The following is a 13,925-nucleotide window of genomic DNA, read 5'->3' as shown; positions in this document are numbered from 1 at the left end:
GCGGAAGCTGTCAGGTGTGACCATCCGCACACGTGCCGCCGTCCCATCGCGCCCGTCTCATGTCGACGCGCGGGAGATGGCCCTCGGCGGCTCTGCCCGCCTGTCTCAGGGGGGTGCCCTCGGCCCGGTAGTGCTCCAGCGCCTCCAGTTCGTGGCCGGGGAGCAGCACGCCGTCCGAGCGGATGACACGCCACCACGGAACGGCACCTCCGTAGAGGGCCATGGCCCGGCCGACCTGGCGCGGCCCGCCCGACTCCAGCCATTCGGCGACGTCCCCGTACGTCATGACGCGCCCGGGCGGGATCAGCTCGGCGACGTCGAGGACTCGTTCCGCGTACTCCGGCAGGGCGTCCGCCGGAAGGCTCTGCTCGCTCATCCGGCCCATCCTGCCCCACCCCACCGACAATGTGACGGGGCGGCGACTGTGCGTATTCCTCGCCCCCGAGCAGCGCTTGAGGCAGACTGTGCGCCCCCGGATTGCACCCTGATGCCCCCCTGTGTCGGTGGGACATGCCACCATCGTGCGGGCGGTTACTGGTGATACGAGATCAAGAAGAGACGATGAAGCAGCAGGGCGTGCACCCCGAAGACGCGGAGGGCACCTCTGAGGTTTCGTCGCGCCCTGACGCCGGCGCCGAGACGGAAGGGTCCGCTCCGGACGCTTCCGCGGCGCTGAGCAGGAAGTCCCCGGAGCGGGCGGTGACGGACGGGTCGAAGGCGGACCGGTCCGAGGACCCGGCCGCGAACGGGCGGACGGGCCCGAAGACGCGGGGCGGCCCTCCCGGGTCCGGCACGTCGCACGGGTCCGGCGCGTCCGACGATGCCGGCGGATCCCACGGGTCCGGCGGATCCCACGGGTCCGGCGGATCCCACGAGGCCGGCGGGTCGGACGACGACTGCGACGACGACGCCCAGGTCGAAGAGGTCGAGGGCGACGAACCGCTGCTCCCCGCGCGCGTGCACCGCCCCTCCGACCTGATGCGCCTGCTGGTGGGCGTCCTCGCGATCGTCGTCCTGCTGTCGATCGCGGCCTTCGCCCACGGCACGACCTCGGGGCTCGCGCAGGACATCAACAAGGGCACCGACGAGGCGCCTGACCTGCTCATCAAGATCGCGGGGCTCGCGTCGAGCATCGCGATCCTGCTCGTGCCGGTCGCGTTCGCCATCGAACGGCTGATCAAACGGGACGGGCTGCGGATCGCCGACGGCGTGCTGGCCGCGGTCCTCGCCCACGGCGTGACCCTCGCCACGGACCTGTGGGTCGCCAAGGCGGCCCCCGACTCGATCCAGAAGGCGCTCACCCAGCCCTCACCGGCCGACATGCACGCCCTCACCGACCCGGTGCACGGCTATCTCGCGCCGGTGATCGCGTACATGACTGCCGTCGGCATGTCGCGCCGACCACGCTGGCGCGCGGTGCTGTGGGTCGTGCTGCTGCTCGACGCGTTCTCCATGCTGGTCACCGGTTACACGACGCCGTTCTCGATCATCCTGACGGTCCTGATCGGCTGGAGCGTCGCGTACGGAACGCTGTACGCGGTCGGCTCGCCCAACGTGCGGCCCACCGGGCGCACCCTCATGGCGGGACTGCGGCACGTCGGCTTCCACCCCGTGACCGCGGCCCGCGAGGAGACGACCGACGCCACGGAGTCCGGTGACCGGGGCCGCCGGTACTTCGTCACCCTGGAGGACGGTCCACCGCTGGACGTCACCGTCGTCGACCGGGAACAACAGGCCCAGGGCTTCTTCTACCGCGCGTGGCGGAACCTGACCCTCCGTGGTTTCGCGACCCGGCGCAGTCTCCAGTCGCTGCGGCAGGCGCTGGAGCAGGAGGCGCTCCTCGCCTACGCGGCCATCGCGGCCGGCGCCAACGCGCCCAAGCTGATCGCCACCTCCGAGCTGGGCCCGGACGCCGTGATGCTCGTCTACGAGCACATCGGCGGCCGCACCCTGGACTCGCTGCCCGAGGAGGACATCACCGACGAGCTGCTGCGCGACACCTGGCACCAGGTGCAGGCGCTGCAGTCGCGGCGCATCGCGCACCGCCGGCTCGCCGGCGACGCGATCCTGGTGGATCGTTCCGGCACGGTGATCCTCACGAACATGCGGCACGGCGAGATCGCCGCCGGCGAACTGCTGCTGCGCATGGACGTCGCCCAGCTGGTGACCACCGTCGGACTGCGGGTGGGCGCCGAGCGCGCGGTCGCCTCGGCCGTGGGCGTGCTCGGCCCCGACGTGGTCGCCGACTGCCTGCCGATGCTTCAGCCCATCGCGCTGACGCGCGCCACGCGCGGGACGCTGCGGAAACTGGCCAGGGAGCGCTCGCAGCGCGAACGCGAGGCGGTCCTGGAGGCGTCGCACCAGGCGAAGCTGGCCCGTGCCGCGGAGCACGCGGCCCTCTCCGAGAAGTCCGGACCCACCCTGGAGAAGCCGGACAAGAAGGCCGACAAGAAGGCCGTACGCGCCGAGCAGCGGGCCGAGAAGCAGGCCATCGACGAAGCCCTGGACGAGGCGCGCGAGGAGGACCTGCTCACCCAGATCCGCCACCAGGTGCTGCTCATCAGACCCCAGGCACCGGTGGAACCGGCCCGTCTGGAGCGCATCAGGCCGCGCACGCTGATCAGCTTCATCGCGGGCGCGATCGGCGCGTACTTCCTGCTCTCCCAGCTCACGCACATCGAGTTCGGCAGACTCTTCAGCGACGCCGAATGGGGCTGGGTCGCCGCGGCGGTCCTGTTCTCGGCGCTCAGCTACTTCGCGGCCGCCATGAGCCTGCTGGGCTTCGTGCCCGAGCGCGTGCCGTTCATGCGGGCCGTGGCCGCGCAGGTCGCCGGGTCGTTCGTGAAGATCGTGGCGCCGGCGGCGGTCGGCGGAGTCGCCCTCAACACGCGGTTCCTCCAGCGCTCGGGGGTCCGCCCCGGGCTCGCCGTGGCGAGTGTCGGAGCCTCGCAGTTGTTCGGCCTCGGCTGCCACATCCTCATGCTGCTGGCCTTCGGCTATCTGACCGGTACCGAGAAGACGCCCTCCCTGTCGCCGTCCCGGACCGTCATCGCGGGTCTGCTGACGGTCGCGGTGCTCGTCCTCGTGGTGACCTCGGTGCCGTTCCTGCGGAAATTCGTCGTCACGCGCGTGAGGTCGCTGTTCGCCGGTGTCGTACCCCGCATGCTGGACGTCCTGCAGCGCCCGCAGAAGCTCATCACCGGGATCGGCGGCATGCTGCTGCTGACCGCCTGCTTCGTGATGTGCCTGGACGCGTCGATCAGGGCGTTCGGCAGCGAGGACATGCCCGCGCTGAGCATCGCCAGCGTCGCCGTCGTCTTCCTCGCCGGAAACGCGCTCGGCTCCGCCGCGCCCACCCCGGGCGGCGTGGGCGCGGTCGAGGCCACCCTCACCGTCGGCCTGATCGCCGTCGGACTCCCCAAGGAGGTCGCCGCCCCCGCGGTGCTCCTCTACCGGCTCCTGACCCTGTGGCTGCCCGTGCTGCCGGGATGGCTGTTCTTCAACCACCTGACGCGCAAGGGCGCGCTGTAGGCACCGCGCAGGGCCCTCACCCGCACGGACCGCGCCCCGAGCGCCCCGTCCCGGGCGGCCCCAGGATGGGATCATGCCGAACCCTTCCCCGCTGCGCGCCGCTGCCCTGACCGTCTCCGCCGTGCTGCTGGCAGCGACTCTCGCCGGCTGCGGCAGCGGTGACGACGACTCGCAGGACGAGGACCTGACGGCGCAGAAGCTCAGCTGGGAGGACTGCCCGGAACCGTCGGAGTCCGAGGGCGGCGGGAACGCCCCCTCGCCCCTCCCGGACGGCGACACCTGGCAGTGCGCCACCCTCAAGGCACCGCTCGACTGGGACGACCCCGACGGCGACACGATCGGGCTCGCGCTGATCCGCGCCGAGTCGAGCGGCCCGAAGGACGAGCGCATCGGCTCGCTGATCTTCAACTTCGGCGGTCCCGGCGGCTCGGGGGTGACCACCCTGCCCGCCTTCGGCCAGGACTACACGCGCCTGCGCACCCGCTACGACCTGGTCAGCTTCGACCCGCGCGGCGTCGGCCGCTCCGACGGCGTGGAGTGCGAGGACAACGAGCAGCTCGACGAGTACTTCCAGCAGGACGGAACGCCCGACGACGCGGCGGAACGCGACACCCTGCTGGCGAACACCAAGAACTTCAACGCGGCCTGCGAGGACAACTCGGGAAAGATCCTCCCGCACGTACGCACCACCGACGCGGCCCGCGACATGGACCTGATGCGGCAGGTCCTCGGCGACGACGAACTGCACTACTTCGGCATCTCGTACGGCACCGAACTCGGCGGCGTGTACGCACACCTGTTCCCCGAGAAGGTCGGCCGGGCCGTCTTCGACGCGGTCGTCGACCCGACCCAGAACCCGGAGCAGGGCTCGCTCGGGCAGGCCAGGGGCTTCCAGCGCGCGCTGGACAACTTCGCCGAGGACTGCACCACCAAGGTGGAGGACTGCCCCATCGGCGACACCGCGCAGGACGTCAAGGACCGGATCGCGAAACTGCTCAAGGACCTCGACAGCAAACCGATCCCGGGGATCTTCCCGAGGGAACTGACGCAGACCGCCGCCACCAGCGGCATCGCGCAGGCCCTGTACTCCCAGGACTTCTGGGAGTTCCTCACGCAGGGGCTCCAGCAGGCGTACGACGGGGACGGCCAGGACCTGATGCTGCTGGCGGACGCGATGAACGGCCGCAACCAGGACGGCGAGTACAGCAACATCGTCGCGGCCAACGTCTCCATCAACTGCGCCGACGACAAGCCGCGCTACACCGTCGACGACGTGCGGGCGAGGCTCCCCGAGTTCCGCGCTGCCTCCCCCGTGTTCGGCGACTACCTGGCGTGGGGCATGGTCGGCTGCACGGACTGGGCCGTGGCGGGCGCGGCGGACCACCCGGACGTGAGCGCGCCCGGCTCCGCCCCGGTCCTCGTGGTCGGCAACACGGGCGACCCCGCGACGCCCTACGAGGGCACCCGCAAGATGGTGGAGGCGCTGGGCCCGGGAGTCGGGGTCGAGCTGACGTACAAGGGGCAGGGGCACGGCTCCTACGACAGCGGAAGCAAGTGCGTACGGCAGGCCGTGGACGGCTATCTGCTGGAGGGCGAGGTCCCGCCGAGCGGCAAGGTCTGCACCTGAGAGGGCGGGTTCGGCCCCTCCGGAACGCCCGCGGCCGCTCCGCGAAGCACCCTTGCCCACTCATCCGCACTCGCGTAAGTGCAGGTCAGGGACTTATCCACAGGCCAGGAACCCGGTTTCGGAGATCCGCCTAGTATGGCCTGACTGTCATCCGCGACATCCGGCGGAGGACATCGCGAGGGGGGAGTGCTCATGGCGCGTTTCGCACGGTGCGCGGCTCTGGTGGCGACCGCGTTGCTGATGGCCGGCTGCAGCGGATCGTCCGGGGACGACGACAAGAGCGGGGACGGGAGCGGCCCCTCGGCCTCGAAGCCGACCGTCACGACTCCGGGGCTGCCGGCCTCCCTGACCTCGCAGAAGCTCGACTGGAACCGCTGCAAGGCCACCGCCACAGGTCCCGCGCCGGGCGGTGAGTGGCGGTGCGCGACGCTCAGGACACCCGTGGACTGGGCGAAGCCCGCCGGCGAGACCATGGGCCTCGCGCTGATCCGCAGCGAGTCGAGCGGCTCCTCGGGCGAGCGCGTCGGCTCCCTGCTGTTCAACTTCGGTGGCCCGGGCGGCTCCGGCGTCGACTACCTGCCCCCGTACGGGCCCACGTTCGCGAAGCTCCACGAGCGGTACGACCTCGTCAGCTGGGACCCGCGCGGGGTCGCCGCGAGCGAGGGCGTGCGCTGCCGCGGCGACAAGGAGATCGAAGCCGCCGAGGCCGTCGACACGACACCGGACACCGCCGCCGAGCAGAGCACGTACCTGAAGGACGCCGTCGACTTCGGCAAGGGCTGCCGGAAGTCCGCCGGCAAGCTCATGGAGCACGTCTCGACGACCGACACCGCCCGGGACATGGACCTGATGAGGCACGTCCTCGGCGACGAGAGACTGCACTACTTCGGCATCTCGTACGGCACCGAACTGGGCGGCGTGTACGCCCACTTGTTCCCCGGGCGGGTGGGCCGCCTGGTCCTGGACGCGGTCGTCGACCCGAGCGCGGGCATGGTCGGTCACGCCAAGAACCAGGCCAAGGGCTTCCAGCGGGCTCTCGAGGACTACCTCAAGGCGGCGGGCCAGAATCCCGAGGAGGGTTCGCGGAAGATCGTGGACCTCCTGGAGCGGATCGACGCCGAGCCTCTGCCCACGTCGAGCGGCCGGGTGCTCACCCAGCAGCTCGCCCTCACCGGCATCGTGTACCCGCTCTACAGCAAGTCGTCCTGGCCCGCCCTCACCAGCGCGCTCGAAGCGGCGCAGAGCGGCGACGGCACGGAACTGCTCGTGCAGGCCGACGGCTACAACGACCGTGACCCGTCGGGCCGCTACGGCACGACGACGCATTCCCAGCGGGTCATATCGTGCTTGGACGACAAGGAGCGGCCGACGGCCGAGGAGGCGAAGCGCCTGCTCCCCGAGTTCCGGAAGATCTCCCCCGTGTTCGGCGAGTCGATGGGCTGGGACACGGCCGGCTGGTGCCACGACTGGCCGGTGCCCGGACAGTTCGAGAACCCGGAGGTGAGCGCGCCCGGTGCGGAACCCATCCTGGTGGTGGGCAACACCGGCGACCCGGCGACACCGTACGAGGGCGCCCGCAAGATGGCGGACGAGCTCGGCAAGGGCGTCGGTGTCCACCTCACGTGGAAGGGCGAGGGCCACGGGGCGTACGGGAGCGGGAGCGACTGCGTCGACGACACGGTGGACGAGTACCTGCTGGACGGCAAGGTGCCGGACGACAACAAGGTCTGCGCCTCCTGAACCCCACGCGGGCCCCGGGGCGGAACCCGCCCCGGGCGACGAAGAAGGGCCCGGCACGCGAGGTGCCGAGCCCGTTCTTCGAAGGAGACGTTCGTCCAGGAGGGCGCGTCCGATTAGTAGACGGGCTTCTCCGGCTCGATCTGGTTGACCCAGCCGATCACGCCGCCGCCCACGTGCACGGCGTCAGAGAATCCTGCCGACTTGAGGACGGCGAGGACCTCCGCGCTGCGGACACCCGTCTTGCAGTGCAGCACGATCTTCTTGTCCTGCGGGAGTCCCTCCAGGGCGGTGCCCATGAGGAACTCGTTCTTCGGGATCAGCTTCGCGCCGGGGATCGAGACGATCTCGTACTCGTTGACCTCGCGGACGTCGATGATCTCGATGTTCTCGCCGTCGTCGATCCACTCCTTGAGCTGCTTGGGAGTGATCGTCGAGCCGGCGGCCGCCTCCTGGGCCTCCTCGGACACGACGCCGCAGAAGGCCTCGTAGTCGATGAGCTCGGTGACGGTGGGGTTCTCGCCGCAGACCGCGCAGTCGGGGTCCTTGCGGACCTTGACCTGCCGGTACTGCATCTCCAGCGCGTCGTAGATCATCAGTCGGCCGACGAGCGGCTCACCGATGCCGGCGAGGAGCTTGATGGCCTCGTTGACCTGGATGGAGCCGATCGACGCGCAGAGCACGCCGAGGACGCCGCCCTCGGCGCAGGAGGGGACCATGCCCGGCGGCGGGGGCTCCGGGTACAGGCAGCGGTAGCAGGGTCCGTGCTCGGACCAGAAGACCGAGGCCTGGCCGTCGAAGCGGTAGATCGAGCCCCAGACGTACGGCTTGTTGAGCAGCACGCACGCGTCGTTGACCAGGTAGCGGGTCGCGAAGTTGTCCGTGCCGTCGACGATCAGGTCGTACTGGCTGAAGATGTCCATCACGTTCTCGGCTTCGAGCCGCTCTTCGTGCAGGACCACGTTCACGTACGGGTTGATGCCGAGGACGCTGTCGCGGGCCGACGCGGCCTTGGAGCGGCCGATGTCCGCCTGGCTGTGGATGATCTGGCGCTGCAGGTTCGACTCGTCGACCTCGTCGAACTCCACGATGCCGAGCGTGCCCACGCCCGCGGCGGCCAGGTACATCAGCGCCGGCGAGCCCAGGCCGCCGGCGCCCACACACAGCACCTTGGCGTTCTTCAGCCGCTTCTGCCCGTCCATGCCCACGTCGGGGATGATCAGGTGGCGGGAGTACCTGCGGACCTCGTCTACGGTGAGCTCAGCAGCTGGCTCGACCAGGGGTGGCAGCGACACGGGGACTCCGTTGGTCGGTCAATCACTACAATTGTTCTCCCCGTAACACTGCCACGCCCTTCTTCATTCCGAGACACCCGTTCCGATCCGCGAGACGATGTCGTCCCAGTAGCCGGGCAGGGACGCCCAGGGATCGACCGAACCGCCCTGATCCGTGCGGTCGGTGAAGTAGATCGTCGAGGCGCCCTGCCAGCGGGCGACGCGCAGCGCCTCGTCGAGATGCCTGCGCGGCACGCTGTGCACGAAGTGGCAGAACCGCTCGGGCGGGTACTCGGCGGTCCACTCGGCCACCTGCGACCAGCGGTAGTCGCCCCAGGGCCCGGCGAAGGTCACCAACTGGTCGGCGGTCTCGGCGTATCCGGGATACGGATGGGTGCCGTGGCCGAGGACGAGATGGCCCCCGCCGAGCAGCCCGCGCAGGGCGGCGGCCGTGCGCCGGATCTCGGGGAGCGCGGTCCGCTCCGTGGGACAGCGGTCCAGAAGGAAGCCGTCGACGCGGTACCAGTCGAGATAGCGGCGTGCCTCGGAGACGAGTTCGCCGAAGGGACGTGCCCCGTACGTCACATCCAGGTGGCCGAGTACCCGGACTCCTCCGTTGCGCAGCCGTCCGGCGGCTTCCAGGCAGTGGGGGTCGGGCCGGGTGCCGGGTCCGTCCGCGACGTTCAGGGCGACCCACCGCAGGGGCGTTCCGGGGCGGGTCAGTCCGCCCCATTCAAGGGGGGCGAGAAGCGGGTGCGCGTAGCCGGGTACGCCGAAGCCGAGGCCCAGGTCCGTGCTCCGCGACTCCGTGGCGGCGCGCGTCAGATACGACATGCCGCCTCCATCCAGATGTCGGCGAGTGACTCCTCGAGGTTGATCCGGGGCCGCCAGCCGAGCCGGTCGCGTGCCGTGCGCACGTCGGCCTGCTGCCAACTGCCGCAGCCGTCCGGGTACGGGTACGCGGCCGGTGCCGTGTGCTCCGATTCGGAGCGGGGGTGGCCGATGGACGGCCGCAGCGGGTTGGGCGGTCCGTCCAGTTCGTGCAGTGCTCCGCCGTATCCGGCGACGCGCGCCAGGACACTGGCGGCGTCGCGAAGGCGTACGGCGCGCCCTGAGCCGATGTTGATGACGCCCTGCGCGGCGGACAGGGAGGCGGCGTGCACGGCGCGGGCGACGTCCCGCACGTCGATGAAGTCGCGTTGGACGCCGAGGCCGCCGAGTTTGAGTTCGCCGTCGCCGGACTGCATGGCGCGGCGCATGGCCTCGGCCAGGCGGCCGAGGGGGGAGCCCGCCGGGGTGCCCGGTCCCGCGGGCGAGAACACGCGCAGGACGACGGCGTCCAGGCCGGAGCCGAGGACCAGTTCGGTCGCGGCGAGCTTGCTGACGCCGTACGGGCCTCCCGGGCGGGGCACCGCGTCCTCGGCGGTGGAGGAGCCGGGCTGGCTGGGCCCGTACTCGGCGCCGCAGCCGAGCTGCACGAGGCGGGCTCCGCAGCCACTGCGCCGCAGCGCCTCGCAGACGGTGGCGACGGCGACCGTGTTGTGCCGGGTCAGCTCGCGGGCACCGCCGCGGGTGGCGCCGGCGCAGTTGACGACGACACCGGGGTGCACCGCGTCCAGGAAACGGGTGAGCGCGCCGGGGCTGCCGCTCGCGAGGTCGAAGCGCACGTCGGCGTCGTCACCCCGGCCGAGCGCGGTGAGCTGGACGGCGGGGTCGGCGAGGAGACGGTCGGCGACGAAGCGGCCGAGGTATCCGTTGGCTCCGATCAGCAGCACCCTCATCGGGCGGCTCCCGGGGCGGATTCTCCGATGCGGAGGGTGATCATCTGGCTTTCTCCTTCAGGGTGTTGCCGTGGGTCGTACGGAAGGCCCGCGGTGTCGGCCCCGCGGGAAGGAAGGGGCTCGGCGCGCACGCCGGGCGGAGGGGGCGGCTCACGGTGTGTCGCCGTGCGTCGCGTGGGCGGATGCCCTGGTGAGGGTCCTGGCCGCGTGGGCGAGGAGGAGGAGCGCCGCGGCCCCGCACACGAGGGCGGGCAGGGCGCCCGGGCCCCAGGCGTCGGTCAGCGTCCGCACGGGCACGGCCGGCGCCGAGAAGCCGGGCACGCGTCCGGCGAAGACGCTGACGAGCGCGGCGGTCTCGGCGGTGCCCGCGACGGCCAGGGCGATGGCGGGCGCGTGCGTGTAGCCGTGCACGGTGAGGAGGCGGGCGAGCAGGAGGAGTGCGCCGAGCGCGCAGGTCGCCGCGTAGGGGGCGGGCTCGTCGAGTACCGCCGCGCAGAGGGCGAGGAGTCCGGCCAGGGCGCAGAGGAAGAGTCCGACCGCGCCGAGGAGCAGGGGGCGCACGGAGGAGGCGAACTCCTCCAGGCCGCGGCTGGCGGCGAGGCGGTGCCGGGCGCGTACGGCGAAGAGTTGGGCGAACCAGGCGGCGGGCGCGCAGGCCAGGGCGAGTGCCAGTACCGGGGCCAGGGCGATCGGCCAGGGGCTGCCGGAGCCTCCGGTCGGCAGTCCCTCGGGGCCGCCGTCGATACCGGTGACGAGCAGGCCTTCGCCGAGGAGCGCGTAGGCCACCAGCCAGTAGGTCCAGGCGCGGGTGGCCGCTGTCGGGTACCAGGCGCGGGTGGCGTGCAGGGGTCCCCGTCGCAGGGCGGCGCGCAGGCCGAGGCTGACGGCGAACACCCCGACGACGGTCACCGCGAGGCGTGGCCGGCCCTCCGTGAGCCGCAGTCCGGCCACGACAGCGGCGCACAGCGCGCCGGGGAGCAGTGCGAGCAGGGCCCAGTCGGCGCGGGTCCCGGAGGAGCCGGGCGTCTCGGTTCGCGGTTCGGTCTCGGCCGCGCGGGGGACGCGTGCGTACATCTCCTCGGCGAGCGAGAAGACGTCCCGGTGCCGGAACCGGGTGGCGGTCCGGTCGGTCACGCCGTGCGCCTCCAGGCCCGCGGCGATCTCCAGGGGGTCCACGGCCCGTTCGCAGAGTTCACGGTGGCGCTCCATCAGGGCCTTCACGGGGTCGGCGCCGCCGCGTCGGGCCGAGGAGCCGGAACCGGCGGGCGTGGCGTCCTCGATGCCGGAGAGCAGGTGGGACGACCCGGGTACGGCGTTCCGCGCCCCCGCGAGGACGTCCTGTTCCCATGCGCGGGTCTCCCGCTCCGCCGCGTGGGCGTCGCGTGGCCCGGGGACCGCGGCTGGCGCTCCGGCGAGCGGCGCGTCCTCCACTCTCGACTCTCCGAGCCGCACGTCGACCACGCGTGTCTCGCCCGGCCGGACGTCCACGACGCGTGTCTCGCCCACCTCGGCGTCCGAGTTCCCGATGTCGTCGAAGTTCTGGGCGTCCTCGAGGCTCTGGGCGTCCTCGAGGCTCTGGATGTCCTCGAGGTTCTCGAATTCGCCGCGCTCGCCGCGCTCGCCGCAACCGTCACGGTCGGCGGGGCCGGAGGCCTCAGCGGACCCGGCCGGTCCGACGGCTTCGCCGGGTCCGGCCAGTTCGGAGGGTCCAGCCAGTTCGGAGGGTCCGACGACTTCGGCGGGTCCGGCCGGTTCGGCGGCCTCCCGGTGCTCCCCGACCTCGCCGGGTTCCGCGCGCCCCTCGAACTCCCCACGCCCACCCGGCTCTTCAACGGCCCCGACTGCTCCGGCGGCACCGGCAGGCCCGGCGGCCTCGGACTCCCCCGCACCTCCCGGCGCGGAAGGCCGTTCCACGTCTGCGCCCCGTCGTGCGTTCACCGCGCACCCTCCCCCGCCGGCACGCGCGCGTCCGACACGTCCGAGGCCGCCGACGCCATCGCGTCCTCAACGCCCGAGACTCCCGAGACATCCGACTCGCCCAGCGCACCCGCACCCGCACCCGCACCCGCCGCACCCGCGGCCACCGCGGCCACCCCTGGGTCCGACGCGGCCGGCATGTCGTACGGGTCGGGGTCGAGCGGTACGCCCCGTACGGGCGGGCCCGCCGCCCAGCCAGGGGGTCGCCCGGCGCCAAGCCGCGTCCCCGACTCGGCCCATCGGCCCGACTCGGCCCATCGACCCGACTCCGCCCAACGGCCCGGCACATGCGCCTCGGCGGGTACGGCGAACGGCAGGGGTTCGCCCGCGTCGTCGACGACGACGCGCTGTACCGGACAGCGCGAGACGATGTCGAGGTAAATGCTGTGAAATGCCGTGATGTTCTGCTCGACGGTGAACAGTTCGAGCGCGCGTGCGCGTGCCGCCGCGCCCAGGCGCGCACGGCGCTCGGGATCGCGCAGCAGGGCGACGCACGCTTCGGCGAGCGCCCGCGGATCGCGTGGCGGCACCACCAGACCCGTACCGCCGATGACCTCGACGACGGCTCCGACGTCCGTGGACACCGTGGGGCGTCCGCAGAACATCGCCTCGATGAGGCTGATGGGGAAGCCCTCGACGACGCTGGACAGTACGACGACGGCGCCGGCCGTGTAGGCCTCGGGGAGGGTGGACACCTCGGGCCCGCCGATGGCCTCGAAGGAGACGGGGTTGTCGCCGACGGCGTGGACGCCCTCCGTCTCGTCGGGGAAGAGCCGTGCGGCCAGGGCGCGGCAGTGCGCCAGATAGGTCTCGCCCTCGGGCCCGTCGGCGGGTGCGCCGACGATCCGCAGCCGTGCCTTCGGCTCCTCGGCGCGGACCTCCGCGAAGGCGTGCAGCAGGGAGACCAGGTCCTTGGCGGGTTCGATGCGGCCCACCCACACCAGGGTGTCCGGGTCTGCGTGCTCGGCGCCCTCCCCGACGTGCGCGAAGCGGGACGCCTCCATGCCGGGATAGACCGTGCGGATCTTCGCGCGGTCGGCGCCGCAGCGCTCCTGCCAGCGGCGGGCGTGCGTGTTGCCGGGGGTGACGACGGCGGCCTGCCGGTACGTCTCGGCGGCCAGCCGTCCGTGGAAAGCGGCGAGCAGCGCCCGCGCCGGGGCGGGCGTCGTGCGCCCCTCCGGGTCCTCGTGCGCGCCCAGGTAGTGCGCCCGCAGTTGTACGCCGTACTCGGTGACCAGCAGCGGTACGCCCGAGAAGTGCCGCGCGAGCAGTCCCGGCAGGGCGGCGGGCCCTCCGGACGTCGCGTGGCACAGGTCGACCGAACCGAGACCGTCGTCCTCGTACCAGTCGAGCGAGAGCGGTCTCAGGGTGCGTTCGACCTGGGACGCGACGGAGAGCAGATCCGGTACGCGGGCGCCGCGCGCGGCACGCAGGGCGCCGGGCGCGCGGCAGGCGCGTTCCAGGGCGCGCACGGCGGTCTCGGAGCGCAGGGCGCCGACGAGGCCGCCCTCTTCGCGGGCCAGCTCGGCGAGCCCGTACAGCGCGCTGCCGAAACGGTCCGCCACCTCTTCGGACGTGTCCCCCGGGATGCCTCCGGCCGTCGCGCTCCCGGCCGAGTCCCCCGCGCAGACGGCTCGCGCCAGGTCCCCGTAGTGCTCGGCGAAGCGGCGCCGCGCTCGGCGCCCGTGTGCTGCGCCGTCGTCCTCCGCCGTCCACAGCGGCGCGGTGCGCACCCGGCTGACCTGCGGCGGGAGCTGGACCCAGCCCTCGTCCTCCTGCTGTTCGCTGCGGCTGAGCGCGTAGATGTCGAACGCGTGCTGCCCGAGCCCGCGCACGAGCCGGTCGCACCAGAGTCTGGCCTCACCGCTCACATACGGATAGCCACCCTCCGTAAGCAGTCCGATGCGCACCCGCGCACCCCCGATCTCCCGTATGGGGAGCCGCCGTTGACCCGGCGGCTCGCAGCGGGACGAACGTATGCGGACATGGCGGTGGGGG

At 72.2% G+C, this 13,925-nt stretch carries 9 protein-coding genes; 3 read left to right on the top strand and 6 right to left on the bottom strand.

All coding sequences use genetic code 11. The annotated features are described in order from the left end of the window. Nucleotides 1-10: 10 nt before the first annotated feature. Nucleotides 11-376 (bottom strand): MGMT family protein, encoded by a 366-nt coding sequence (locus IE265_RS02025; RefSeq protein WP_308434764.1) that lies wholly within the window; start codon nt 374-376, stop codon nt 11-13. Nucleotides 377-561: 185 nt separating this feature from the next. On the opposite strand from IE265_RS02025, the gene IE265_RS02020 reads away from it, so the two are divergent. The 3 genes from IE265_RS02020 (at nt 562) to IE265_RS02010 (ending at nt 6,898) form a co-directional block, all read left to right on the top strand. After that, on the top strand, nt 562-3,531 hold the full coding sequence (locus tag IE265_RS02020; protein ID WP_190033508.1) for a lysylphosphatidylglycerol synthase transmembrane domain-containing protein: 2,970 nt from the start codon (nt 562-564) through the stop codon (nt 3,529-3,531). A gap of 73 nt (nt 3,532-3,604) precedes the next feature. Next, nucleotides 3,605-5,158: an alpha/beta hydrolase gene (locus IE265_RS02015; RefSeq protein WP_190033507.1), complete on the top strand. Its 1,554-nt coding sequence runs from the start codon at nt 3,605-3,607 to the stop codon at nt 5,156-5,158. A gap of 192 nt (nt 5,159-5,350) precedes the next feature. After that, a complete protein-coding gene (locus tag IE265_RS02010) occupies nt 5,351-6,898 on the top strand; it encodes an alpha/beta hydrolase (protein ID WP_190033506.1) in 1,548 nt (515 codons plus the stop codon). Nucleotides 6,899-7,011: 113 nt separating this feature from the next. On the opposite strand, the gene moeZ is transcribed toward IE265_RS02010, so the two are convergent. The 5 genes from moeZ to IE265_RS01985 form a co-directional block, all read right to left on the bottom strand. Next, nucleotides 7,012-8,190, bottom strand: coding sequence for an adenylyltransferase/sulfurtransferase MoeZ (gene moeZ, locus IE265_RS02005; RefSeq protein ID WP_190033505.1), 1,179 nt, complete (start codon nt 8,188-8,190; stop codon nt 7,012-7,014). Nucleotides 8,191-8,253: 63 nt separating this feature from the next. After that, nucleotides 8,254-9,003, bottom strand: a complete 750-nt coding sequence (locus tag IE265_RS02000) for a spherulation-specific family 4 protein (RefSeq protein ID WP_190033504.1) — start codon at nt 9,001-9,003, stop codon at nt 8,254-8,256. Beyond that, nucleotides 8,991-9,950, bottom strand: a complete 960-nt coding sequence (locus IE265_RS01995; protein WP_190033503.1) for an NAD-dependent epimerase/dehydratase family protein — start codon at nt 9,948-9,950, stop codon at nt 8,991-8,993. Before IE265_RS01995 ends, IE265_RS02000 begins: the two co-directional genes overlap by 13 nt. Before the next feature lie 150 nt (nt 9,951-10,100). Further along, a complete protein-coding gene (locus IE265_RS39455; protein WP_229915997.1) occupies nt 10,101-11,243 on the bottom strand; it encodes a hypothetical protein in 1,143 nt (380 codons plus the stop codon). Nucleotides 11,244-11,884: 641 nt separating this feature from the next. Then, the gene (locus tag IE265_RS01985; RefSeq protein ID WP_190033502.1) at nt 11,885-13,837 is read right to left on the bottom strand and encodes a DUF3492 domain-containing protein; all 1,953 of its coding nucleotides are present in this window, start codon (nt 13,835-13,837) and stop codon (nt 11,885-11,887) included. Between the last annotated feature and the right edge of the window lie 88 nt (nt 13,838-13,925).

Source organism: Streptomyces fructofermentans (genome assembly GCF_014651055.1).
Classification (GTDB): domain Bacteria; phylum Actinomycetota; class Actinomycetes; order Streptomycetales; family Streptomycetaceae; genus Streptomyces; species Streptomyces fructofermentans.
The sequence above is the reverse complement of the archived record's forward strand: the minus strand, read 5'-3'. Positions and strand labels throughout refer to the sequence as shown.